This window comes from Acidobacteriota bacterium (assembly GCA_019347945.1).
Taxonomy (GTDB): domain Bacteria; phylum Acidobacteriota; class Thermoanaerobaculia; order Gp7-AA8; family JAHWKK01; genus JAHWKK01.
Window position 1 is genome coordinate 159,376 of record JAHWKK010000004.1, and the last position, 22,738, is coordinate 182,113.

The 22,738-nt window shown below is 62.4% G+C and carries 27 protein-coding genes, 3 tRNA genes, 1 other RNA gene and 1 pseudogene; 20 read left to right on the plus strand and 12 right to left on the minus strand.

Annotation, left to right across the window (positions count from 1 at the left end):
* Nucleotides 1–126 precede the first annotated feature (126 nt).
* Entirely contained in the window at nt 127–2,553 is a 2,427-nt protein-coding gene (topA, locus tag KY459_04250; protein MBW3563918.1) for a type I DNA topoisomerase, read from the plus strand.
* 70 nt (nt 2,554–2,623) lie between these two features.
* The gene (locus KY459_04255) at nt 2,624–3,007 is read left to right on the plus strand and encodes a hypothetical protein (GenBank protein MBW3563919.1); all 384 of its coding nucleotides are present in this window, start codon (nt 2,624–2,626) and stop codon (nt 3,005–3,007) included.
* A 21-nt stretch (nt 3,008–3,028) separates the two neighbouring features.
* Here the strand turns inward: KY459_04255 and KY459_04260 are convergent, their stop codons facing one another.
* Together KY459_04260 and KY459_04265 are read right to left on the minus strand one after the other, a co-directional pair.
* Nucleotides 3,029–3,424: a PIN domain-containing protein gene (locus tag KY459_04260; protein MBW3563920.1), complete on the minus strand. Its 396-nt coding sequence runs from the start codon at nt 3,422–3,424 to the stop codon at nt 3,029–3,031.
* A complete protein-coding gene (locus tag KY459_04265) occupies nt 3,421–3,645 on the minus strand; it encodes a type II toxin-antitoxin system VapB family antitoxin (protein MBW3563921.1) in 225 nt (74 codons plus the stop codon). The genes KY459_04260 and KY459_04265 overlap by 4 nt, the downstream gene beginning before the upstream one ends.
* Nucleotides 3,646–3,812: 167 nt before the next feature.
* On the opposite strand from KY459_04265, the gene KY459_04270 reads away from it, so the two are divergent.
* Together KY459_04270 and KY459_04275 are read left to right on the plus strand one after the other, a co-directional pair.
* A complete protein-coding gene (locus KY459_04270; GenBank protein ID MBW3563922.1) occupies nt 3,813–3,977 on the plus strand; it encodes a hypothetical protein in 165 nt (54 codons plus the stop codon).
* Complete coding sequence (locus tag KY459_04275; GenBank protein MBW3563923.1) at nt 3,974–4,477, plus strand: hypothetical protein; 504 nt, start codon at nt 3,974–3,976, stop codon at nt 4,475–4,477. Before KY459_04270 ends, KY459_04275 begins: the two co-directional genes overlap by 4 nt.
* A 41-nt stretch (nt 4,478–4,518) precedes the next feature.
* On the opposite strand, the gene KY459_04280 is transcribed toward KY459_04275, so the two are convergent.
* The 4 genes from KY459_04280 to KY459_04295 are packed head-to-tail and all read right to left on the minus strand — an operon-like array spanning nt 4,519 to nt 6,649.
* Nucleotides 4,519–5,274: an MBL fold metallo-hydrolase gene (locus KY459_04280; GenBank protein ID MBW3563924.1), complete on the minus strand. Its 756-nt coding sequence runs from the start codon at nt 5,272–5,274 to the stop codon at nt 4,519–4,521.
* Nucleotides 5,271–5,981 carry an NUDIX hydrolase gene (locus tag KY459_04285; GenBank protein MBW3563925.1) on the minus strand — a complete coding sequence of 237 codons (711 nt, stop codon included), beginning with the start codon at nt 5,979–5,981 and terminating at the stop codon, nt 5,271–5,273. The genes KY459_04280 and KY459_04285 overlap by 4 nt, the downstream gene beginning before the upstream one ends.
* The gene (locus KY459_04290) at nt 5,974–6,405 is read right to left on the minus strand and encodes a molybdenum cofactor biosynthesis protein MoaE (GenBank protein ID MBW3563926.1); all 432 of its coding nucleotides are present in this window, start codon (nt 6,403–6,405) and stop codon (nt 5,974–5,976) included. The genes KY459_04285 and KY459_04290 overlap by 8 nt, the downstream gene beginning before the upstream one ends.
* Before the next feature lies 1 nt (nt 6,406).
* Nucleotides 6,407–6,649: a MoaD/ThiS family protein gene (locus tag KY459_04295; protein MBW3563927.1), complete on the minus strand. Its 243-nt coding sequence runs from the start codon at nt 6,647–6,649 to the stop codon at nt 6,407–6,409.
* Nucleotides 6,650–6,891: 242 nt separating this feature from the next.
* Between KY459_04295 and KY459_04300 the strand changes: the two are divergent.
* Nucleotides 6,892–9,119: pseudogene (locus KY459_04300) on the plus strand (MoaD/ThiS family protein).
* A 23-nt stretch (nt 9,120–9,142) separates the two neighbouring features.
* Here the strand turns inward: KY459_04300 and KY459_04305 are convergent.
* On the minus strand, nt 9,143–9,556 hold the full coding sequence (locus KY459_04305; GenBank protein ID MBW3563928.1) for a copper-binding protein: 414 nt from the start codon (nt 9,554–9,556) through the stop codon (nt 9,143–9,145).
* Between the two features lie 37 nt (nt 9,557–9,593).
* Here KY459_04305 and KY459_04310 point away from each other — a divergent pair, with 37 nt between their 5' ends.
* The 5 genes from KY459_04310 to KY459_04330 all read left to right on the plus strand — a co-directional run bounded on the left by KY459_04310 (nt 9,594) and on the right by KY459_04330 (nt 13,564).
* The gene (locus KY459_04310; GenBank protein ID MBW3563929.1) at nt 9,594–10,421 is read left to right on the plus strand and encodes an SDR family oxidoreductase; all 828 of its coding nucleotides are present in this window, start codon (nt 9,594–9,596) and stop codon (nt 10,419–10,421) included.
* 280 nt (nt 10,422–10,701) lie between these two features.
* Complete coding sequence (locus tag KY459_04315; GenBank protein MBW3563930.1) at nt 10,702–11,211, plus strand: peptidylprolyl isomerase; 510 nt, start codon at nt 10,702–10,704, stop codon at nt 11,209–11,211.
* A gap of 92 nt (nt 11,212–11,303) precedes the next feature.
* The gene (locus tag KY459_04320; protein MBW3563931.1) at nt 11,304–12,182 is read left to right on the plus strand and encodes a phosphotransferase; all 879 of its coding nucleotides are present in this window, start codon (nt 11,304–11,306) and stop codon (nt 12,180–12,182) included.
* 33 nt (nt 12,183–12,215) lie between these two features.
* Complete coding sequence (locus tag KY459_04325) at nt 12,216–13,217, plus strand: isocitrate/isopropylmalate dehydrogenase family protein (GenBank protein ID MBW3563932.1); 1,002 nt, start codon at nt 12,216–12,218, stop codon at nt 13,215–13,217.
* Nucleotides 13,214–13,564 (plus strand): DUF309 domain-containing protein, encoded by a 351-nt coding sequence (locus tag KY459_04330; protein ID MBW3563933.1) that lies wholly within the window; start codon nt 13,214–13,216, stop codon nt 13,562–13,564. Before KY459_04325 ends, KY459_04330 begins: the two co-directional genes overlap by 4 nt.
* Here the strand turns inward: KY459_04330 and KY459_04335 are convergent.
* Together KY459_04335 and KY459_04340 are read right to left on the minus strand one after the other, a co-directional pair.
* Nucleotides 13,545–13,865 carry a hypothetical protein gene (locus KY459_04335; GenBank protein ID MBW3563934.1) on the minus strand — a complete coding sequence of 107 codons (321 nt, stop codon included), beginning with the start codon at nt 13,863–13,865 and terminating at the stop codon, nt 13,545–13,547. The genes KY459_04330 and KY459_04335 overlap by 20 nt on opposite strands.
* Complete coding sequence (locus tag KY459_04340) at nt 13,865–14,170, minus strand: hypothetical protein (GenBank protein MBW3563935.1); 306 nt, start codon at nt 14,168–14,170, stop codon at nt 13,865–13,867. The genes KY459_04335 and KY459_04340 overlap by 1 nt, the downstream gene beginning before the upstream one ends.
* A gap of 287 nt (nt 14,171–14,457) precedes the next feature.
* On the opposite strand from KY459_04340, the gene KY459_04345 reads away from it, so the two are divergent.
* Entirely contained in the window at nt 14,458–14,781 is a 324-nt protein-coding gene (locus KY459_04345) for a hypothetical protein (protein ID MBW3563936.1), read from the plus strand.
* A 60-nt stretch (nt 14,782–14,841) separates the two neighbouring features.
* Here KY459_04345 and KY459_04350 read toward each other — a convergent pair whose 3' ends face one another.
* From KY459_04350 to KY459_04360, 3 genes are all read right to left on the minus strand, one after another.
* A complete protein-coding gene (locus KY459_04350; protein ID MBW3563937.1) occupies nt 14,842–15,228 on the minus strand; it encodes a type II toxin-antitoxin system VapC family toxin in 387 nt (128 codons plus the stop codon).
* Complete coding sequence (locus KY459_04355; protein ID MBW3563938.1) at nt 15,225–15,482, minus strand: antitoxin; 258 nt, start codon at nt 15,480–15,482, stop codon at nt 15,225–15,227. The genes KY459_04350 and KY459_04355 overlap by 4 nt, the downstream gene beginning before the upstream one ends.
* 260 nt (nt 15,483–15,742) lie before the next feature.
* A complete protein-coding gene (locus tag KY459_04360) occupies nt 15,743–17,398 on the minus strand; it encodes a hypothetical protein (protein MBW3563939.1) in 1,656 nt (551 codons plus the stop codon).
* 626 nt (nt 17,399–18,024) lie between these two features.
* Here KY459_04360 and KY459_04365 point away from each other — a divergent pair.
* The 9 genes from KY459_04365 to KY459_04405 all read left to right on the plus strand — a co-directional run bounded on the left by KY459_04365 (nt 18,025) and on the right by KY459_04405 (nt 22,737).
* Complete coding sequence (locus KY459_04365; GenBank protein ID MBW3563940.1) at nt 18,025–19,086, plus strand: HAMP domain-containing histidine kinase; 1,062 nt, start codon at nt 18,025–18,027, stop codon at nt 19,084–19,086.
* A complete protein-coding gene (locus KY459_04370; protein ID MBW3563941.1) occupies nt 19,083–19,565 on the plus strand; it encodes a hypothetical protein in 483 nt (160 codons plus the stop codon). The genes KY459_04365 and KY459_04370 overlap by 4 nt, the downstream gene beginning before the upstream one ends.
* A gap of 310 nt (nt 19,566–19,875) precedes the next feature.
* Nucleotides 19,876–19,951: transfer RNA gene (locus KY459_04375), tRNA-Arg, on the plus strand.
* A 43-nt stretch (nt 19,952–19,994) separates the two neighbouring features.
* Entirely contained in the window at nt 19,995–20,480 is a 486-nt protein-coding gene (gene tadA, locus KY459_04380; protein MBW3563942.1) for a tRNA adenosine(34) deaminase TadA, read from the plus strand.
* A 38-nt stretch (nt 20,481–20,518) separates the two neighbouring features.
* Nucleotides 20,519–20,611, plus strand: a tRNA-Ser gene (locus KY459_04385).
* A 26-nt stretch (nt 20,612–20,637) separates the two neighbouring features.
* Nucleotides 20,638–20,728: transfer RNA gene (locus tag KY459_04390), tRNA-Ser, on the plus strand.
* A 21-nt stretch (nt 20,729–20,749) separates the two neighbouring features.
* Nucleotides 20,750–20,848: signal recognition particle sRNA small type (gene ffs, locus KY459_04395), an RNA gene on the plus strand.
* Nucleotides 20,849–20,880: 32 nt separating this feature from the next.
* The gene (dnaX, locus tag KY459_04400) at nt 20,881–22,422 is read left to right on the plus strand and encodes a DNA polymerase III subunit gamma/tau (protein MBW3563943.1); all 1,542 of its coding nucleotides are present in this window, start codon (nt 20,881–20,883) and stop codon (nt 22,420–22,422) included.
* Between the two features lie 30 nt (nt 22,423–22,452).
* Entirely contained in the window at nt 22,453–22,737 is a 285-nt protein-coding gene (locus KY459_04405) for a YbaB/EbfC family nucleoid-associated protein (GenBank protein MBW3563944.1), read from the plus strand.
* Nucleotide 22,738 lies beyond the last annotated feature (1 nt).

Consider the following 22,738-nt stretch of genomic DNA (forward strand, 5'->3'; position numbering starts at 1 on the left):
CTCGCGCCCGCAAAATATTCGCAGCCTTCGGCTGCGGCGGTCGCTTCCAAAGATTGCCCGGAATAACCCGATGGACCGGTCCCGTTCGTCTCGAACGTTTCGACTCAGGAGAAAGGAGCCGACTTTTTGGCCAGGAATCTCGTCATCGTCGAGTCGCCCGCCAAGGCGAAGACCATTGGCAAGTACATAGGGAAGGACTACACGGTCAAAGCGTCCGTCGGCCACATCCGCGACCTGCCCAAGAACGAGCTGGGCGTGGACGAAGAGACGTACATACCCAAATACGTCACCCTCAAGGGGAAGGAGAACGTCGTGCGGGATCTTCGCAAGGCGGCGAAGGCAGCCGACGCCATCTACATCGCTTCCGACCCGGACCGCGAGGGAGAAGCCATCGGGTGGCACGTCCAGAACATCCTCGGCAAGGACGCCGGCAAAGTTCGACGCGTCCGCTTTCACGAGATCACGAAGTCCGCTGTGCAGAAGGCTCTGGAGGCTCCGACCGAGCTCGACATGAACAAGGTCAATGCGCAGCAGGCGAGACGCGTCCTCGACCGGCTCGTCGGATACAAGCTCTCTCCGCTGCTGTGGGACAAGGTGAAGCGCGGCCTTTCCGCCGGTCGCGTTCAGTCGGTCGCGCTCAAGATGATCGTCGACAGGGAGCGGGAAATTGAGGCGTTCGTCGCGGAGGAGTACTGGACGATCGCCGCAACTCTCGCCGCCCAGGAGCCCCCGAAGTTCATCGCTAAACTGGCAAAGGTCGACGGAAAGAAAGCCGTCATCGAGAACGAGGCGTCCGCGAGGGCAATCGAGAGCGACCTCGAGCAGGGATCCTTCTCGGTTTCCGAGATCAGGAAGAAGGAGAAGACGAGGAGGCCCCAGCCTCCCTTCACGACCTCGAAGCTTCAGCAGGAAGCGGCCCGGCGCTATCGCTATCCGGTCCGGAAGACGATGTCCGTAGCACAGTCGCTCTATGAGGGCGTCGAGCTCGGATCACGCGGTCTGACCGGCCTCATCACCTACATGCGTACCGATTCGATGCGCGTCTCCGACGAGGCGATCGGCGAGGTTCGCGATACGATCGGCGCGAAGTTCGGCCCGGATCATCTTCCCGAGAAACCGAACGTTTACAAATCGAAAAAGGCGGCGCAGGAAGCCCACGAAGCGATCCGCCCGTCATCGATGGAGCTCGACCCCGAATCGATCAGGCAGTACCTTTCGAAGGACGAGTACAACCTCTACCGCCTGATCTACGAGCGGTTCCTCGCCTCGCAGATGAAACCCGCGCTGTTCGACGTCACGGACGTCTCCGTACAGAACGGCAACTACATCTTCAAGTCCTCCGGCGAGGTGCTTCGGTTCGAAGGATTTCTCCTGGCCACGGGAGAGGCGCAACAGCTGAAGGAAGCGACCGACGAGAGCGGGTCGGACGATTCACCGGCATCGCTGCCGAATCTCACCGAAGGTCAGGCTCTCGAGCGCGTCGGTCCTCTCGACACCCGGCAGAATTTCACACAGCCTCCGCCACGATTCACCGAGGCGACGCTGGTGAAGGCTCTGGAAGAGAATGGAATCGGCAGACCTTCCACCTACGCCTCGATTCTGCAGACGATCCAGTCGCGCGATTACACGACCAAAGATCAGGGGAAGTTCACGCCGACGAACCTCGGAATCGTCGTGACGGACCTGCTGCAGGAGTCGTTCAGCGATCTCATCAACGAAAGTTACACGGCGAAGCTCGAAGACGAGCTCGACGAGATCGAAGAGGGAAAGGCGGACTGGCAGAAAGCTCTCTCGGTGTTCGGCGCGAAGTTCGGAAAGGACCTCGATACCGCCGAAAAGAAAATGCCGATGGTCAAGACCGGCATCGCCACCGAGGAGAAGTGCGAAACCTGCGGCTCCGACATGGTCATCAAGTTCGGTAGATACGGCGAGTTTCTCGCCTGTTCCGCCTATCCGGAGTGCAAGACCACACGGGAGATCGGCGAAGAACCCGGAGATAGCGAACAGGAAGAAGAGATCGAGTGCGACAAGTGCGGCAAGCCGATGACCTTGAAGCGATCCCGCTTCGGTAAGTTTTACGCCTGCACCGGCTACCCCGATTGTAGGAACACGAAAGACCCGCAGCTTCTGAAGGCCGGCATCGATGAAACGCCCCAGCCCCCCTGCGAGAAGTGTGGAAGCGACATGACGCTCAAGAGCGGCCGATACGGCCCCTTCTACAGCTGCTCGGCCTATCCTGAATGCCGGAACATCCGCAAGATCGGTGGAGAAGCGTCGAAGTCCGCCTCGGAGCCGACCGGCGTTAAGTGCCCCGAATGCGGCGAGGGCGACATCGTCAGCCGGCAGTCTCGCCGAGGAGTGTTCTACGCGTGCAACCGCTATCCGAAATGCAAGTTCTCGCTTTCGGCCAAGCCGGTGCCGCGCCCCTGCCCGCAATGCGACAAGAAGTTTCTCGTCGAGAAGCATCTCAAGCGCGAAGGCCACATCGAGCAGTGCTCCGACAAGGAGTGCGGCTATCGGGCGCAGGTCTCGGAAGAAGTCGCCACGAGCTGACGAGCGCCTTCGCAGCTCGGCGCGGCCCGGGCGGTGGGCCGGAAGAAGCAGTGCCTTACGATGCGCCATAATGAGATCGATCCCAGTTGCGCATGAACAGAGCAGCGAGTGGGTCGCGGAGTTCGAGGCAGCCGCTTCGCGCCCTCTTCGGCAGAGGATGAAGTATGCATTCATCCGGACGTACAAGCCGGTCATGGACGATGCCGAGTTCCGATCGTTCGACTCAATGGCGGATTATCGGGAATGGTGCGAAACCAACCTTCCCGACTGGCTGGGTTACGGAAGAGGCATGCCGCGCGCCTTCGAATACCGCCAGGCGGAAGAAATTCGCGAACGGTTCGCGGCTCAAGGTGTCCGCTACCTCTTCATCGGAAAATCCGGCGCGATTCTTCTCGGTTTTCCGGATACGATGCGGAAAGGCGACGGTAAGTCATGCGTGACGAGCTCACGCTGAAGGCGCCGGATGCGACTGACGCTACGCGTGAAGACGTCTCGCGCGGAGACCCGATACCCGCGCCAGGCCGTCGAAGTCGCGATCGGAGTGTAGTACCTCGAGTCCGTTACGCAGTGCGCACGCCGCGATGAGGCAGTCCACGCTCGACCGCACCGAGATACCCAGCCGCCTTGCGCTCCGATAGAGGCTGATCGCGTCGTCGAAGACCTGCGACGACAGCGGATTCTCGACGATCGGCAACGCAACCACGGCGCTCTCGGCACGACGGAAGGCGCGCTCGTCGTCGATTCCCTGAAGGACTTCCTGAATGACCGGGAGGCAGGTCACGATCTCGTCGAACGAAACGACGGATTCCAGATCGAGCGGCGCGGTGGATCGAAACATCTCGATCCAGACACTGGTGTCGACGAGGATCACTCCCCTGAGCGCTCCGAGCCGGGGGTGGAGTCACCGCGCATCGCGGCGAGATCGCCCCGCCATGCACCGCTGCCCCGCAGTTCCAGAATCGTGCGGGCGTGCGCCCGCCGGACGAAGTCCCGGAGAGCCCGATCGACGGTGGCCGAGTACGTTCGCTCTTCACTGAGGCGCACAGCCTCGGCAAGCAGCTCCTCATCAACCATAAGAGTCGTACGTTTCATATGGTTGACAACGCGTTGGGTACGGGCGTCCATTCCCGGAGATCGCACTCCGTCGTCCGCAGACAAAACCTGAGCGATGGGTGGGATGTAAGGCGGTCGGATACTGAAGAGACTGAATGAGTGCCCCTCGAGATTTTCAGGGGCCTCCCTGGCGTTAGAATCGTCAGATGCCAGCCAGCAGGAAAGAGGGACCGGGGCCCCCTGAAAAGGGAACGGGTGTCGATCGGACGCTGATCCGTCAGCGCCTTGCGCTCACGCCGGCGCAGCGGGTCCGTCTGGCAGTCAGGGAAGCCCGCAACCTGCAGGCGTTCCGAGAGCGGCTGCCAAAGTGACCGCGCCCTTCGATCCTCTGGGCCTGCTCTCGACCCTGAGGCGCTTCGACGTGAGATTCATCATCGTCGGCGGCTTTGCCGGAAACATCCTGGGATCGCCAACCATCACGAACGATCTCGATATCTGCCATGACCGGAGCGACGCGAACGCACGCGAATCGCTGGCTGGAGCGCTGAAGGCGCTCGACGCTCGACCACGCGAATGGCCTGCCGAGCTGCCGTTTCAGCTGGACGAGCGAACGATCAGGCTCGGCGACAGCTTCACATTCGAGACGAGTTGCGGAAACCTCGACTGCCTCGCGACACCAAGCGGTACGACGGGCTACGCCGACCTGCGGACGAATGCGGAGGAGATCGACCTCGGCGAAGGGCTGGTCATTCTTGTCTGTTCCCTGGACGATCTCATGCGGATGAAAGGAGCCGCGGCGCGCCCGAAGGATTTGATCGAGCTGGAAATTCTCCATGCGCTGCATCAGGAGCGTTCAGATCCGAAGGAGTAAGCGAGTGTTGCCGTGCCGATACTCGACGATGTTCTGAGCCTTCAGCGTGGGTCGAGCTCGAACTCGGCGTTCGAACGCCTCACCAGGCCCCGCCGCTCGAGGTCTTCGAGATGCGCGCCGATCTGGGTTTCCGCCGCGCCGTGCAGGCGCGGGTCGAGGTCGAGATAGACGGCTTCGCGCAGAGCGCGTACACCGGCTGGTCCGCTCTTCAGCGCATCGAGGATCTCCCTCGATCGCATCTCGCGATGTTCGATGTACTCCCGAATCAGCTCGATCGCATCGTGACGCGCCGGACCATGACCGGGATAGATGACTGCCGGTTCTCGCGAAAGCAGCAGCGCGAGACTCTCGAGATAGTCGGTCATGTTTCCGTCGGGTGGAAAAATCGTTGTCGTCCCCGCTCCGAGGATCGTGTCGCCCGTGAACAGCTCTCCTCGTGAGGTCAGATAGCAAACGTGCTCGCCGGTATGGCCGGGAGTCGCCACGACCTCGATCGTGATTCCGGCCAGCTCGAGAAACTCTCCGCCACGAACCACGCGCGCATCCGCAACGGCACCCTCGGGCGCATGGACCGGTGCGCTCACCCTGGAACGGAGCAGCGGGATCGCGCCGGCATGGTCGGCGTGACGGTGCGTCACGAGAATCGCTTCGGGATCGGGGACCGCTTCGAGCAGCGCATCGACGTGGCGATGGTCGGCAGGACCCGGATCGACGATTACCGCATCGCCGATGATCCAGGTTCGGGTGCCGTCGAGAGTGAACGGCCCCGGATTGTCGGCACGAATATCCCGGATCACGGTTCTCCCGGGAGCTCGATGCGGGTGCGGCCGTTCTCCACGACGAGAACGGGCCGAACCGGTCGAATGACGAAATCTTTTCGTGACTGCAGGAGCTCGCGCGGCGAGCTGAACCCGGCGATGGCCTCGAGATTCCGCAGCGTCGGAAAGAGCATCGGCATCTCTCGCGAGCTCGCTTTCTCGAGTGCGTCGGAGGGTGTGATCCACCGATGGTCGACGCCTTCGATCTCGTCATGAACCGCATCGGTACCAGGGGGAACCTCGAAGAGATAGAACCACGTATCGAATCGCTTCGGTACGCCGACCGGCGTAATCCATCGCGACGTCGGCACGAGTCGGTCGAGCAACTCCCTGGTGAGGTCGGGAAAGCGGGTCGCGAGAAATGCGTCCCGGCGTTCGACGGGGATCGCCCCGTCCGGACCGATCGAGACCTCCTCGATCAGCTCGCGCAGAGCGCAAACCCTGTGCGCCATCGTCTCGTCTCCACCGAGCCGTGCGGCGATGTCGCGGTCCGAGGGCTCGACGGCGCCGCCGGGGAAGATCCAGGCGTTCGGGACGAAGGTGCTCTGCGGAGTTCTGCGCATCATGAGAACCTCGAACGGGTCGTCGCGCAGGACGATCACGCTGGAGGCCGGGCGGGCCGGGACCTCCTCGTCGAAGCTCTCACCGGAGCGGGGAGGGAGCTGCTCGCGGTCGACTTCAGGCATTCGTTTTACCGGCCTCCTCCCCCTGCCAGCCAACCCACCGCTCGCCGTCCGGACCGTACTCCTTCTTCCAGATCGGAACCGTCTCCTTGACCCGATCGATGACTTCCCGGCAGACGGCGAAAGCCTCGGCGCGGTGGGAAGCGACCGCAACGATCGCGACCGCAATCTCTCCGATGCGAAGCGAGCCGGTGCGATGCCTGATCTCCACAGCGACGCCGGGGTACTTTGTGTGGATCGACTCGAGAATCGTCTCGATCTCGCGCTCGGCCATCGAACCGTAGGCCTCGTACTCGAGATGGGATACGGCCCGGCCTTCATGATGATCCCTGACGATTCCCTCGAACACTACGACGGCTCCGTCGGTCGTTCTCACGAGAGCTGAACGGAGCGCGGCCGTATCGATCGGGTGGGACGTGAGTCTCACGTCATCCTCCCGAGACCGGGGGAATGAAGGCGAGCTCGTCGCCGTCGCTGAGCTTCACATTCTCTCGCTCATATTGTTCGTTGACGGCGGCGGGTGGCTGAGGAACTGCGCGCAGAGCGGGGTTCCGTTCGGCGAGCAGCTCCCAGACGTCGGTGACGGTCGAGCCCGCGGGGATCTCGAAGGGAAGCTCGCGGGCGCCCAGAACGTCCTGGAGCCCCGCGAAGGCGAGGAGTCGGATGCGCATCGGTCCCGAGTTTACACCCGAGCAGGATGGCGGTTCGATCCGCCCGAATCAGTTACACTCGGCATGGCCGCAGGCGCACTTCCCTCCATCGGTCTTGCCCTGCTGACAGGACTCGCTGCAGTAACCGTCGAGCTTCGTGTTGTGACAGCTGCATCCTTCGTGTTTGCACATGGCGAATCTCCTTTCGGTTTCTGGTTGAATTGCAGCGCCCGCGCCAACTGTTGTTAGATAGAGAACGAGACATGTCTATCCACGAAAAGATCGAAAAGCTGACCAGACGGCTCGCGAGCGGCCAGCAGTATCCGACGCAGGGAGCAACGCTGTTCATCGACCTGGCTGCCCGGACGGTCACCCGGGCGTGGATTCCACTTTCGATCGCCGAGCGGTTTCTCGGAGGACGAGGCGTCAACATGTTCCTCCTCTACAATCTCCTCGACGAAACCCTCGAGCCGATGAGCGAGGAGACTCCGCTGATCTTCGGATCCGGGATCCTGACCTCTCTCCTTCCGTCTGCATCGCGCGGCAACGTCACGTCCTGGTCGCCCGAGAGCGGTGTCATCCTCGATTCGAACGCAGGCGATTACTTCCCCAGCTTCATGAAGCTCGGCGGAATCGATCACATCGTCCTGTACGGAAGAGCTCGGTCGCTGACGATGCTGAAGATCGAGCGAGGCGAAGTCGAGTTTCAGGATGCGTCACGCTGGGCCGGCCTCGACAACATCGACTTCCGCCAGCGGATCTCGGAGGAGCACGGCAAGGAGGGGCGCGACTTCGGCCTCGCCTCGATTACCAAAGCCGGCGAGAACCTCGTTCTCTGCTCGGGGATCATGGCGGGCCCGAAGTCGATCTGGGCGCGCGGCGGACCCGGCGCCAAAATGGGCTCGCTCAACCTCAAGGCGATTCTGCTGAAGGGGCGCGGCCACGATCTCACTCCCCGGGTTCCGCACAAGGGAACGAATCGCGACATTGCGATGAAGCTCCTCGGAACCTCCGTCGTGAAGAATGCATTGAAGACGCGCGGTACACCGTTCCTCTACAAGCCATCGCGAATGATGTCGGCGATGGGGACCAAGAACAACATGGAAACGACCTGGACCGACGCGCTCGACGCGGAGAACATCGACGACTACCGGCCCGGAATGGTCGGATGCTTCGCGTGTCCGGTCAATTGCCGCCCGTTGAACGATCTCACCGGCGTCTCGGGCATCAAACAGGACCGTTACGTTAAGGGTGATGGGCCGGAGTACGTGACGCTCGGAAAGTTCGGCCCGAATGTCGGGATCTCCGAGGTGACCGACGTCCTGCGCCTCAACAACATCTGCAACGATCTCGGGCTCGACACATCTTCGACCGGATCGGCGATCGCATGGGCGATGGAGTTGTGGGAGAAGGGACTCATCGACGCGGAGAAGGTTGGCGATCTCGATCTCAGCTGGGGTAACGCGGAGAGCATCGAACGACTTCTCTTCATGACCGCGGCGAGACAAGGCTTCGGCAATGTCATCGCGGACTCGACGCGCGCGGTCGAGAAGGGCCACTATCCCGAGGAGGCGCTCGATTCGCTGATGGCCGTCAAGGGGCTCGCCCAGAGCGATCCGCACGACGCGAGAATTTTGAAGGCATTCGCGCTGGGTCTCGCCGTGGCGACACGCGGCATGGACCATCTCCGGAACCGCGTCACTCTCGAGATCAACGCGAAGATCAACGACGATGCCGAGTTCAAGCGGAAGCTCTACTGGGGCGAGGTGAGCTCCGAGCCCAACAGCTATGACGGCAAGGAGATCGGCGTCCGCCGCTGCGAGAACATTTACGGGGTGGGCGATTCCGTCGGTATGTGCAGGTTCACGACGAAGCTTTTCAACTCTCCCTCGCTCCCGGGGTACGAGGAGTTCTCGGCGCAGCTGTCGAACGTTGCGGGGATCGAGAAGTCAGTCGAAGATCTCGACCATATCGGTCTGGAGATCAATGCCGTCGAACGACTGATCAATGCCCGGCTCGGCGTGCGGCGGGCCGCCGATACTTTGCCGCGGCGCTGGTTCGAGGAGCCGATCGAGACAGGACCCTTCGCCGGCGAGCTGATCGACCGCGCGGAGTTCGACGCGATGCTCGATCGCTACTACGAAGTGTCGGGCTACACGAACGAAGGGCTGCCGGTTCCCGAATGGCGCAGCGAGCTCGAACAGGTTCTCGGAGCGTGAGCAGCACTGCCGCAGGCGTACGTTCGATTCGGCTGCGACTTCCGGAGACGCTGGCGCCCCGTGCGGACGAGCGCGTGAGAACCGTTAGGACCGATGCGGGCACACTCGGGGAGCTGATCGACTTTCTCTCCCGGGAGATAGACGGCTTCGATCCGAATGACGAGCTCTACAACTTCGCCGTGAATGGAGCGATGATTCTGCACGGCGAACGCGCAAAGACGATCGCCGACGGCGACGAGATCGAGATGCTCGTCGCTTTCAGCGGCGGCTGAGCCGGGCCGACGCCGGCGGGCGATCATTCATCCGGCGTCGCGTCGTCTGTCTCGCCGGGAGTCATCCCCGTCATTGTTCCCGGCGGCATCGGAGCGCCGATCGAGATGTCGGTCAGCCAGTACTCGGTGCCGCTGACGTTGACCGTCCCGGTGATCGTCTCACCATCGGCCGGCAGGTCACCGACGTCGGCTCCCCGTACGGGAAAGCTCATCGTCATCGCTCCCATCCAGTCACCGATGGCCTCGTGATCGACGGTCACGGTATTCGCCTGCTCGTCCCGACTGACGATCGTTCCGCGAAGCTCGTAGGTTCGCTGCGCCTCCTGCGTCGCGTCGGGAACGTCCTCGTCCATGACCGGCCGCTCTTCGCACGAGATCACGATCAGAGCGGAAATTGCGACTACGACTGCTGGCAAAATCTGGTTTCTTCTCTTCACTGAGTGCCTCCACATGTTCGCCATATACTCTACGCGCATGTTACCTGAGAAGACCTTCGAAAATCGCATCGCGGTCGTCACCGGTGGCGGCACCGGACTCGGGTTGGCCATAGCCTCGGAGCTGGCGCGTCTCGGAGCGCGGGTAGTCCTTGCCAGCCGGAGCCGCGAGCACCTCGAGCCCGCCGTTGAATCGATCAGGGAGGCAACGGGCCGTGCGGACGCAGCGGATTTTCGTGAGCTCGACGTGAGAGATCCGCAAGTGGTCGACGATGCGATCGCGAGCGTTTTCTCCGACATCGGACCGGTCGACGTTCTCGTGAACAACGCCGCCGGCAACTTCATCGCGCGTTCCTCCGAGCTCACGCCCAACGGGTGGCTCGCGGTCATCGGGATCGTTCTCAACGGAACGTTTTTCTGTACCTCGAGCGTCGGCCGTCGCTTGATCGAGGCCGAGCGCGGCGGCAGCATCCTCAACATCATCGCCAACTACGCCTGGACGGGCGCGCCGGGAGTCGTGCATTCGGCTTCTGCGAAAGCCGGAGTGCTCGCGATGACCAGAACGCTGGCCGTCGAATGGGCACGCTTCGGCATCCGGGTCAACGCGATGGCTCCGGGCCCCGCTCAAACGGAGGGCGCCTCGAAGAAACTGTTTCCGGACGAGAGAGTGGCCGAGGGGATCCGGCAGACGATTCCCCTGCGGCGGTTCGCGGACCCCGGAGAGATCGCCACGACCGCGAGCTGGCTCCTCTCGGACCACGCGTCGTATGTCACCGGTGAAAATCTCGTGATCGACGGGGGACAGTGGCTCTCGGGTGCTGATTACTGGGGAAGGATCCGGCAAATGGCCCCGGGAAACGCCAGATGAAAAGCAGAAGCAGCCGTTCGCGATGCCGCTGACCGGCGTCCCGGCGTGAACATTGCGATGGTTGGAGGCCGTCGGAGTGCCCTTTGCTTTCGACGCTCGCTGGAGGAGGAGAATGATGAAACAAATTTCGATGGCGGTGATTCTGACCCTGGGCCTGTTCGCCTGTACGGAAGGCACGGATGTCGGCTACACGGAAGAGTATGAGCCCGCCGACGCCACAGTCACCGATTCCGATACTCAGAACCAGATTACCGCAGCCGCGGAGGAAGAGCAGGTCCAAATGACCGTAGAAGAACTCGAGAACACAATCGTCGATCTGGAAACCGGGGCCGGAACGATCTCGATCCGGTTCTTTCCCGACAAAGCACCGAACCACGTCCGGAACTTCATCGAGCTGGCAGAGAGTGGCTTTTACGACGGAACGAAGTTCCATCGCGTGATTCCCGGATTCATGATTCAGGGGGGGGACCCGAACACGAAGTCTGGTGCTCCCCATACCTGGGGGACGGGAGGAGCGGAGGACAATGTGGCGGCAGAGTTCAACGACGTCTCCCACAAGAGAGGGATCGTCTCGATGGCTCGCTCGCAGCATCCCGACAGCGCCTCCTCGCAGTTCTTCATCGTGGTGAGCGACTCGCCGTTTCTCGACCGTCAATACTCCGCTTTCGGGGAAGTGGTCTCCGGAATGGATGTCGCGGACAAAATCGTCAATGCACCACGCGGTGCGCAGGACCGGCCGGATCAGCCGGTCAGCATCGTCAGTGCAACCGTGCGGAAGGCCGACGCCTGAACAGGCCCGGGCCGACCGAAGAAAACTCGACACCCTCCGAGCTGAGGGACTTTCTGGACGCATGGCTGGGAAACGACTGGAGTGCGACGCCGGTGCGAGGTGATGCGTCGACGAGGACGTACTATCGCGTTGAATCCGAATCCGGACCGTGGATCGTGGCGTTTTATCCCGAACAGATCCGGGACCAGGTGGGATCGTTCATCACCGCCTTCGAGGCGGTGCGGCAAACGGGGAGCGTTCCCGAGATCGTCCGCCACTGCGAATTTGCAATCGGGCAGCGGGACGCCGGCGACGAAACGCTGTCGAGCATTCTCCGGGAGGACCCGGTTCGCGGGCGGCGCCTCTACCTCGAGGCGATCGAGACTCTCGTCGAGTTCCAGAAGGCTGCCGGAGACGCGAGCGATCTCAACCCCCCTTTCAATCAGGAAAAGTTCCTCTCCGAGCTCAGGCTCACCGATGAGTACTACTTCCAGAAGCTCCTCGGAGGCTCGGACGATCAGCTTCACCGGGAGCTCCGGCGATGGTTCGAGAGCCTCGCCGAGCGCCTCGTCGCGCACCCCTACGTTCTCTGTCATCGCGATTATCACGGCGAGAACATTCATGCTCACGACGGCCGTATCTACATCATCGATTATCAGGATCTTCGGATGGGTCCCGATACTTACGATCTCGCTTCGCTGCTGCGCGACCGTGGGATGGTCGAGATCCTCGGGCGAGAATTCGAGCAGGAAGCGCTCGCGAAATACGGTGAGCTCACCTCACTCGACTCCGGGGGCCGCGGCCGATATTACGAAGCGCTGCTGCAGCGGACGATCAAGACGCTCGGGACATTCGCCATGCAGGCCGTCACACGAGACAGGAAGCACTACCTCGACTACGTCGGTCCTGCCCTTCGGACGATTCGGGAATGTGCCGACGAGCTTCCGGAATACGAGGACCTCGCACGCCTCTTTCCGAAGGCCGACGAGTGAGCGCGGGGGAGCCGTGACGGAGGGGAGTGGACATTGAAACATGAAATCACGCTGATCAAGGGGGACGGAATCGGACCGGAGGTCGCGGACGCGGTCCTGCGAATCCTCGATTGTGCGGGCCTCGAGGTCGACTGGGACGTCCAGATCGCGGGCGAAACAGCGGTCCAGCAGGGCCTGCACCCCCTCCCCGAGGCGACGCTCGACTCGATCAGGCGGACAAAGGTCGCCCTGAAGGGTCCGGTCACAACGCCGATCGGCAAGGGTTTCACGTCGGTGAACGTCGGGCTGCGAAAGGCGCTCAATCTGTACGCCAACCTCAGGCCCGCGCGGTCTCTCGAGGGGATCGAGAGCCGCTACCAGGACGTCGACCTCGTGGTGGTGCGCGAGAACACCGAGAGTCTCTACAGCGGCCTCGAGCACGAGGTCGTGCCCGGCGTCATCACATCGCTCAAGGTCATCACGGAGGTCGCCTCGACCAGAGTGGCGCGGTTCGCATTCGAGTACGCCGTCGCGCACGGGCGTAAGCGTGTGACCGCCGTTCACAAGGCCAACATCATGAAGCTTTCGGACGGGCTGTTTCTCAGCTGCTTTCAGAAAGTCGCCGAGGAGTATCCCGACATTCAGGCGGACGACCGCATCATCGACGCGCTCTGCATGCATCTCGTGAAGGATCCTAAGCAGTTCGACGTGCTGCTGCTCGAAAATCTCTATGGCGACATCGTTTCGGATCTCACGGCTGGACTCGTCGGCGGGCTCGGAATCGTCGCGGGAGCGAACATCGGCATCGGTCTCTCCGTCTTCGAAGCGGTGCACGGAAGCGCGCCCGATATCGCCGGACAGAACGTTGCGAATCCGACTGCGCTGCTTCAGTCAGCGGTCCTGATGCTGAGGCACATCGGCGAGAACGAGATGGCCGGACGAGTCGAGAGCGCGATGATCGACGCGATTGCGAAGCGCGACCGAACCACAAGAGACATTGGCGGAGACGGCTCGACCAGCGCGTTCGCCGATGCGGTCTGCGAACGCCTCGGATGAACGACGATCTCGTCCGCACGAACATCGAAACGGGCCGGGCTCTGTTCAACGACGGGCAATACTGGGAGGCCCACGAGGCGTGGGAAGCGGTCTGGCTCGAGTCGGAAGGGGAGACGAAGCTCGCGCTCCAGGCCTTGATCCAGCTGGCGGCAGCGCACTATCACTTCGAGCGGGACAACGAGGCGGGGGCGCTGCGACTGATCGAGGCGGCTCGCGAGAAGCTCGCTGGGTACGGCCTCGACTCCATCCACGGCATCGAGCTCTCGAACGTCCGCCGCGCGGTGGACGAAACGCCTTACCGCCGCGAGGCCCCGACGCTGTCGATCCTCAAAGATGGTTCTGCATGAACGTCCAGTGACCGATTCGGTGGCCGGCGTGCAGATGACGGGTCTGCAGGTATCCGTCCGCGGCGGTCAGGACGAGAACGAGCGGCACCAGAGGGGCGCCGAGAAACAACGTTCCGACGGTCAGGATGACGAAGCCTGCGAGTACGCTCGCTCCCTTTCTCCACTGTCCGATGAGAAAGTATCCGACGCAGACGAGCACGGCATTCAGAAAGAGGATCAGCCCGGCAGCCGGAGGCCTCGGTGGCGTTCTGATGGGGAAATCGCCGGGCGCGCCGAGATCATGTCCCTCGGAACCCGCCATCAGAACCGGTCGGCGAGATCGCTGATGAAAGGAATTCTGAGACGCCCGCGCATGAGAGCTTTGGCCATCGCTGCGATTGAAAGTGCGATGAAAGCGAGCGAATAAATGCAATGAAAGGCGCAGCCGCTGAGGCAGCCGTCTTCGCCGAATACGATACTGCCGACGATCGTGAGCACAATAGCCCCGAGAATCGCGGCGATGAAGATGCCGAGCCCGTTCTTCGCATGCCAGTGAACTTCCCGATCGTCGCGTTCGGCGAAGAGGGGAATCACGCTGAAGATTCCGCAGTACGCGAGGATCAGCATGAGCTTGCGATCCGGCGGCATCGCGCCCCGGAAAGGTGGTTCGGACGGCCCGCCCGGCGGAGGCGGAGGAACGTCGCCGGGTGGCGGAGGCGGTGGTGGTGTCTCGGGCGGCAGCGAGCTCATCGGTCTGTCGAGGACTTTATACGAATCGGAGGCGATGGTGTTTTGGAAGCATTCTCTTTCAGCCGGCCGCGGTCCCGCGACGCCGCAAAGAGGCCGGCCGCGGCGAAACGTTGGCGTCCCCGGCTTCGGTTGCAATTTCGATTGAGCGGGATTACAAGACTCTCATGCCGGGCCCCGGGCGCATCGTCGCCGCCGTTCTTGCATCGATCGCTCTCGTGACCGGAGCGGAAGAGCAGGTCGTCTACCAGTCGGAGTCGTTCACCATCACTCCGACCTCGGTGATCCAGGGCCCGTTCGTCGCGCGAGCCCTCGACCGCGACACGATCGTCAGCAGCTACCCGCGCGCCGCCGACGAGGTGATGTTCAAGTTCTCCATCAACGGCACCGAGAACGAGCTCGCTCCCGGCACCGACCACCGGATCTATCTCCGGCCGAACGACGGGAAGATCGTCACGCCGGCCGGCGCCGGTGAAGTTCGCATAGCGTGATTCGAGAGGCGCAGCCGGCTCCACGATCCGTTCGCCTTCCTCGAGCAAAAATCCGAGGCGTCACTTTCCCTTGAATGCAGAGTCGAGAGATTTGTCGAAGGTCTTGATTCGGTCGACGCCTCGGCGGCGGCAGCAGGCCAGGTAGAGCAGATCTCTGGCTCCGAGCGTTCCGTGGTCCCGGATCAAAGCACGGGCAAACCTGACGTCTTCCGGCTCGAGCGGCCAGATCTCGGAAACGGTTCGCGCGACGAGCTCCAGCGCTGCATCGAGGGTGGAGACCCGGCCGACCGACACGTACGCATGCATCAGTTCCTGAAGCACTTCGGCTGAGATCACGAAACGACTCTCACGGCGCATTGCATCCAGAAAGAACTTCTGCGCACGGGCCCGTAACGGGTGCTCTCGCCCCACCGCATACATGAATACGTTCGTGTCGACGAAGATCAGGAATGACCCCTTCTCGAGCGATCGATCACGGCGAGATGATCCTCCCAGTCCGGCTCGGGGCCATGTTCCTCATCTTCTCGAGCTGAAAAAAACTCCGCCAGCTCTTCGGTGGACGCCGTCGTCTGATCGACGCTCTCGAGCTTCCCCATCGCAGCCTCTCGAATCCATCCGCTCAGAGACTGTCCATCCCGCTCAGCCCGGTGACGAAGCGCTTCCCTCTCTTCCTCGGTGAGTAGAACCTGAACTCGTACCATGTGGTGTGTAACGATACTACACACACCTCGATTTCAGAAGCCGTTCCGACCGGAGCGCCGTTTGTCGGGGACCTCAGCTCGGACCTCGTACCGATAAGGGCGTGACGCTGAAAAGGGGGGGATTGTACAGCCAGAGAGTCTGGTCACGAAGCGATGGGCGCGGAGAATCCGCGGGACGGTTCACTCGGAGGAATGACGCCAGCCGAGCGTGCGGAACGTCTGCGGCGTTTGCCTGATCACGATCGCTGTCAGGGCGCAGCTCAGGTGCGGTCGAGCCGCTTCGCCGAACCTTCGATCGGAAGAATCGTGAGAACGAGCGAGATTGCGAGCGCGGCCACGATCGGAATGACGACGGCGGCGATCGATCCGCGGGTCTCGACGGCGAACACGATCTTCAGAACGAATCGCTGCATCGGCCGCGCGAAGAGCACCATCATCAGGCCGACGTAGAGAAGCGAGATCGCCATGTAGCCGAACCCGCCGAGCGAGAGCGCCACCTCGAGCGGATTGTCCGAGTCGAGTCTCGGGTTCCTCGCCCCCATCCCCACACCGAGGGCAACGAGGGTGAACGTGATCACGACGGACGACGGAATCGTGTACGCCCAGATCAGAGGACTCGCATCGAGCAGCGTGTTTGCGAAAACTGTCAGCAGCAGAGCCAGAACGGTGAGTGGCGCCGCGTATGCGAGAGCCTTCACCCAGAGCAGGCGCCGCATCGACAGCGGAGAGCTGCGGATCAGCCAGAACTGCCGCCCCTCCGCGGTCAGCGAGGGATACGCGAAGCGAAGACAGATCGCCGCGATCACGAATCCGCTCATCCCGAGATTGAGCCAGGCGAGAATCGCCGCGCGGGCATCCCCTTCGAGCGGCATCATCTGAATGTTGTAGAGATAAATGATCAGAAGCGCCGCCATCATCATTAGCTGTGACCATTGCGCCGCGTCTCGTGTGACGACCTTCAGCTCCTTGCCGAGAATTGCCCTCGTCGCGGGCTTCAGTCCCTGGGCGAGCCTGTCGAAGACCCTCGAGATCGGACTCGCTCCGATCATCTGCGGAGAAGAGGTCTCCCGCGCGCGAACCCACGCGTCGAAGTACACACGCCATGAGATCAATCCGTAGATGACGAAAAGCAGCAGGGCGAGAACGAGCAGATCGTAATCGAATCGCCAGCTCGAACCTGCGAGCAGCCGTCCTTCGATCGAGCTCGCCAGCCAGTGGCCAGGCCATCGCTGCGCCTCGGGAAAGGTGATCGTCTCGAGAACGACGCGAAGCTCATCGGTCTGAATGTCGCCGAACAGCCGTTCTGGTCGCGCGAGCCGGAAGCCGATCACCGCGAGCGAGATGACTACGATTCCGAGCGTGGCCGCGATCTGCTGCACGTGACGCACCGGGAAAAACCGGACCAGAACGACGATCAGAATGGCCGCGAGACTGACGGGAATCGTGAGCAGGACGAGCAGCTCGATCGTCGTCATCAGAACGAAAGCGAATCCGGCCGAGTATTGAATGCCGAGAGCAACGATCGGAGGAAGCAGAAAGAAGAATACGAGCCAGGAGCTCTGAATGAACGTCGTTGTCCACCGTCGCAGCGCGATTGCCAGCGGTGTAGTCGGTGAGGAGTGATAGAGCTCGAGCGAGAGATCGTTGAAGAGCGAACCGATCGAGGTCGTCATCGCCGAGAACAGCAGCGTCATCGTGGCGATGAGGAAGAGAAGACCCAGAATGTTCTCCAGAAGGCCGATCGCGAAGAAGGGCGTCGCCGCCTCGATTCCCGCGACGAGATCGAACAGCTTTCGAAAAAGAGCGAAGTCCGCCACGAGAAAGAGTGCGAACATCGCGGCCACGAGACTCACCCGCGTGGCCATTGCCGCGTCAGCGGGACGGAATCGAGCCAGGGCGAGTCGAAGCGGCCACATCGGGAGGAGAGTCTAAGCGGGCTGTTCCGCAAATCGAAAGCCCGAGAGAACCGGTTGAGGTCGCGCCAGCCTCTTCAACCGCGATTTACGAGCTTCCCCGGACACGGTCGACGCCTTCACAACTCGTCATTCTGCGCCCTGCGCAGCGCCGGCGAAGAATCTGGGCGGGGGATCGTGAGTCACATTGCCGCTCACTCGCCACTTTCTCTCACGAGCCTGCCCCCAGATCCTTCGCCGTCGGACTTCGACCTTTTGCAGCGCTTCGCTTGGCCTGATGTCCCACCCTGCAAGGTCCCTCGCTTGCCCACCCGACCGCCCGCTCGGGACGACGTCGGTTGGAGTATGGGGTGCGGAGTTTTGCGGGCTCCGGTTTTTATTTCCGCTTCACGGGCGCGTTGCGTCGGTCAATCGCTCAGGATGATGTTGGTTTGAGTACGCGAGTTCGGTTGTTTCTGCAATCACGGGTGTCATTTCCGCTTCACCGGCGCGTTGCGTCGGTCAATCGCTCAGGACGACGAGGGGAAAGCTTTTCGACGCTGCTGCCGCTGCCGGGCTCGCGGCGATAGCTTCCCTTTGGCGCGATCGGGGGCATAATGGCGACTCGGCGGGCGACCGAAGAGAAGACGATGGCTACGACCTGCGTACTCTGCAGCAACCCGGTCTCGGGCGGACGGATCCTGTGCGATTCCTGCGATCGGCCGCGCAGAAAGGCACCGCCCGTCCTGGATCCGACTCCGGCGGCTGCGCCGGGGACCGGCCGGCTCGAGGGGCTGGTCGAGGTCCTCAATGCGGGGCGTGTCGCCGCGCTCCTGATCCGGTCGGGGGACGTCGTTGCCGCGACGGAGATGGCGCGCCAGCTCTTTTCGGAGCTCGAGGGAGGGATCAGCGCGGAGTCTCTGAGGGCTGGTCTCTCGCTCGACGTGAGCACGCTCGTCGATGGACGCCGCAGCGCCGTCGTGCACGGTCGCCCTCGACGGCTCCACGTGGTGTCGCTCGACGCTGACACCCGCGTCGTCGTCTTCGAGCCGGACGAGCCCGTCGACGTGGCGACGGCCGGGCTCGAGTTCATCCGGGAGGCGGTCGTGGTGCCGCTGAGGTCCCTCAGTCAGTCGCTCGAGGCCGCGGGGAAGCGACCGGGCGCTCCCCAGCTGTTGCGCGACGCCGCCACGGTGATCGATCAGTCGCTGTCGACGCTGGAGTTGTCGACCGATATCGGTGAGCAGCGGGGCGAGCCGGACTCGCTTCCGACGCTCCTCGAAAATCTCCGGGAGCGATTCCATTCGGTCGCCGAGCGGAAGCAGACGACGATCCGGATCGATATGCCCGCCGAGCCCGCAAAGTTCGCCGACATCCGCGGGCTCGGAGAGGCGCTCGCAATCTATGTCGAAAATGCGCTCCGCTACGTTCCTTCGGGCGGGCAGATCGTGCTCGGTGTCCGGACGATGGACCACAAGGGCTCGCCGATCCTCCTCTTCTTCGTCATGGACAACGGCCCGATCGTTCCGGAGGAGTATCGCGATGTGATCTTCGACCCCGGGTTCGTCTGGGATCCGAAGTCCGACGTCAGGACCGGGAAGGATCTGGACCAGTGTCGCCGCTTCGTGAGAAAACACGGCGGCAAAGCGTGGGTGGAATCCCGGACGGGAAAAGCTTGTACATTTTTCATGAGCGTACCGAATCAGGCATGAGAAACAGGCTGAAAATCCTCGTCGTATTGCTCGTCGCGGGCTCCTGCGCCGCGACAGCCGCGACCGATCGGGCCCCGATCACGGTCCAGTCGATCGTCGAAGAGATCAACCTCCGGCGGGTCGGAGAGGGCCTGCCGCCGCTGAGAGCCGACGAGCGGCTTCACCTCGCCGCGATGGATCGGATCGAGGATATGGAAGACCGCGTCTACTGGGGGCATCGTCACCCGATCGAAGGGGGAAGCCCCTTCGTCTGGCTCCACCCTCGCGGCTATCTTTATCGTACGGCGGGTGAGAATCTTGCCGCGGGATTCGAAACCGCGGAGGTTCTGGTGGACTCGTGGATGGCCTCGCCGGGGCACCGGGACAACATTCTCTCTCCCCTCTTCGAGGATGTCGGTGTCGCCGAAATCGATGGGGGGACCATCGGAAGGCTCAACGGAAAGTCGATCGTCGTCCTCTTTGCCAGCGAAAAGCGCTGATTTTTGCAGTCTACGGCGTGAGAACCTCCGATTTTGGGGGTGACAATCCGAACGAGGGGGATATAATACGGGCTGAAGGGAGACGGGCCTTGAGCAGACTCGCGATGGTCGAAGAGGAGCAGCCGGGGTGTCCGTCGACCAGCCTGAAGGTCTCCTTCCACCGACGTTTCGACTTCAATCTTGCGCGGCACCTACGGTTGGTCACTGCCTGAACACCCGACCCTTCCCTGGCCAACCGTGGGACCGCGCAGGCTTTTCTTCCAGGGGAATTCCGACTTGCGGCTGACGGGTTAAGTGTCGCTGCGCCAGGGCACCCTTAGCTTAATGGATAGAGCACCTGACTACGGATCAGGAGGTTCCAGGTTCGAGTCCTGGAGGGTGCACCAACTTCCCTGAGAGGCGGCAAACTCATTGAAAGCTGAACCCCCCCTGGCCCAGGACCCTCGAGATGTCCGATGGCTGGAGCAGGCCCTGGATCTCGCGCTCGAGGCGGCTGCTGCCGGCGAGGCACCCGTCGGTGCGATCATCGTCGACGCTTCGGGGGAGGTGATCGGCCGGGGGCGCAACCGGCGCGAGGCCGACGGAGATCCTCTGGCGCACGCGGAGCTGATCGCCATTCATGAGGCTTCGCGACGCGTCGGAGACTGGAGGCTCGACGGCTCGACGATGTACGTCACGCTGGAGCCGTGCGCCATGTGCGCAGGAGCGATCGTCAACGCGCGGATCCGCAGGCTGGTTTTCGGGGCATCGGATCCGAAAGCGGGCTTCTGCGGGTCGCTCGGCAACCTCGTTCAGGACCCTCGTTTGAATCATCGCGTGGAGCTTCTGGGGGGTGTCGAGGCGGAGCGCTGCGGCGCGATTTTGACCGAATTCTTCAGGAAGCTCAGAGACTCCGGAAGAGCCTCCGAGAATTGAACGGGCCTCGGTTCCGTTGACGGCTGACTGACGGTTGCGGAGAGATGGCAGAGTGGTTGAATGCGGCGGTCTCGAAAACCGTTGTGCGGGAAACCCCCGTACCGAGGGTTCGAATCCCTCTCTCTCCGCCAGTTTTTTCATTGGATCTTTGAAGTGCGGAGAGATGTCCGAGTGGCTTAAGGAGCACGCTTGGAAAGCGTGTGTAGGGTAACCCCCTACCGTGGGTTCGAATCCCACTCTCTCCGCCATTCCGATCTTCGCTGGAATGAGTCCGGGCCCTGTGCAGCGGGAGCGCCGAACCTCGTCAGGTCCGGAAGGAAGCAGCGATAAGGCAGCCAACCCGCGTGCCGCAGGCTAACCCGGGCTCTTTCGAACGAAGATCAGCGGATCCAACAACACGATGAGCTACCAGGCGCTCGCCCGAAAATACCGACCACAAACCTTCGAGGACATCCTCGGGCAGGAATCGGTCGTCCAGACGCTCCGCAACTCGATCGAAGGAGACCGGATTCATCAGGCCTACCTCTTTTCCGGAGTGCGAGGAGTGGGAAAAACCAGCGCGGCGCGCATCTTCGCCAAGGCGCTGAACTGTCGGAAGGGCCCGACCGCCACCCCCTGCAACGAGTGCGTTGCCTGCCGCGAGATCACCGAGGGGATCGACCTCGACGTACGGGAGATCGACGCTGCCACGTATACACAGGTCGAAAGCATCCGGGATCTCCGGGAGGTCTCGCAGTTCCAGCCGGCCCGCGACCGCTACCGGATTTTCATCATCGATGAGGCACACATGCTCTCGACGGCGGCGTGGAACGCGCTGCTCAAGCTGATCGAAGAGCCCCCGCCGCACGTCATTTTCGTTCTTGCGACGACCGAGCTCCAGAAAGTTCCGCAGACGATCACCTCCCGCGTGCAGAAGTTCACATTTCGCCGGATCTCGCGTGAAGAGCTGCATCAGCGTCTGGCGGACATCTGCCGGACGGAAGGGATCGAAGTCGAGGATGAAGCGCTCGCCATCCTCGCCAGGAGAGGTGACGGCAGCGTCCGGGATGCGATCTCTCTCCTCGATCAGGCGATCGCATTCAGCGGATCGTCACTTTCCGCACCGGAAGTCGCGCAGGCCCTCGGTCTGTCGGATCAGGGCTTCTTCGGGCGGCTGCTCGACTCGATCGACCGTGGCGACATGCCGGCGATCGTCGAGCAGATGGACGAAGCCGCCGAGGCAGGACGGGACTTCAAGCTGCTGTACCGGGACCTGCTCGGCTTTCTCCGCACGCTGCTTCTCGTGAGTGTCGGCGCTCCTTCCGGCCCGGAGGAGGATTCGGAGACGGCCTCGTTGCGGGATCTCTCGAGCCGTTTCGACTCGAGCGAGATCCTGAGGTTGATGAACGTGCTGATCCGGGACGACGAGCTCGTGACGCGCTCGGAGCAGCAACGGCTCGTGGTCGAGCTGAGCCTTCTCAAGGCAGCGATGCTCCCGCGGCTGCGCGAGATCGAGGAAGCGGTGTCCGGCTCGCCCGCGCCGCAGCCGCGGCGGGAACGTCCGGCGAAAGCGGATGCGGCGGTAACAGCGGCTCGTCCGGGCAGCAAGGCGACCCGCGCTACGGGACCGTCGCTGCAGACCTTCATCGCGAAGGTCTCGGAAGAGAAGAGGCTCGCCGGGCAGTACCTCGGTATGGCCGCGTCATCCCGAGTGGACGAAGATACGATCGAGCTCCTCTTCGATGAACAGAATGAGATCGCCCGCGAAACGCTTGCCGCCGATGACACGAGCGAAGTGCTGACCCGGGTCGCTGCGGAAGTTTTCGGGCGGCCGATGAAGATCGTGATCGGGAGCAGGGAACAGATCGAGAAGAAGGCGGAGGCGGATCGGGCTGCTCCGGACGACGATCCGGTGCTCAAGGCATTCGCACGGCATCTCGGTGGCGAAGTCGTCAGAGAGTGAAAGAAGGAGTCGAAGGTGAATATCAAGAAGATGATGAAGCAGGCGCAGCAGATGCAGCAGCAGATGCAGGAGAAGCTCGGGGAGATCAGGGTCGAGGGAACCGCCGGAGGCGGGATGGTGACGGTCGAGCTTTCGGGGCACCGCGAGCTGCTTTCGCTGAAGATCGAAAAGGAAGCCGTCGATCCGGATGACGTCGAAATGCTGCAGGATCTCATCGTTGCAGCGATCAACGATGCCGGTCGAAAGGTCGAGGAAGCGGTCGAAGGCGAAATGGGTGGTCTCGCCGGGAGCCTCGGTTTGCCGGGTATGTTCTGAT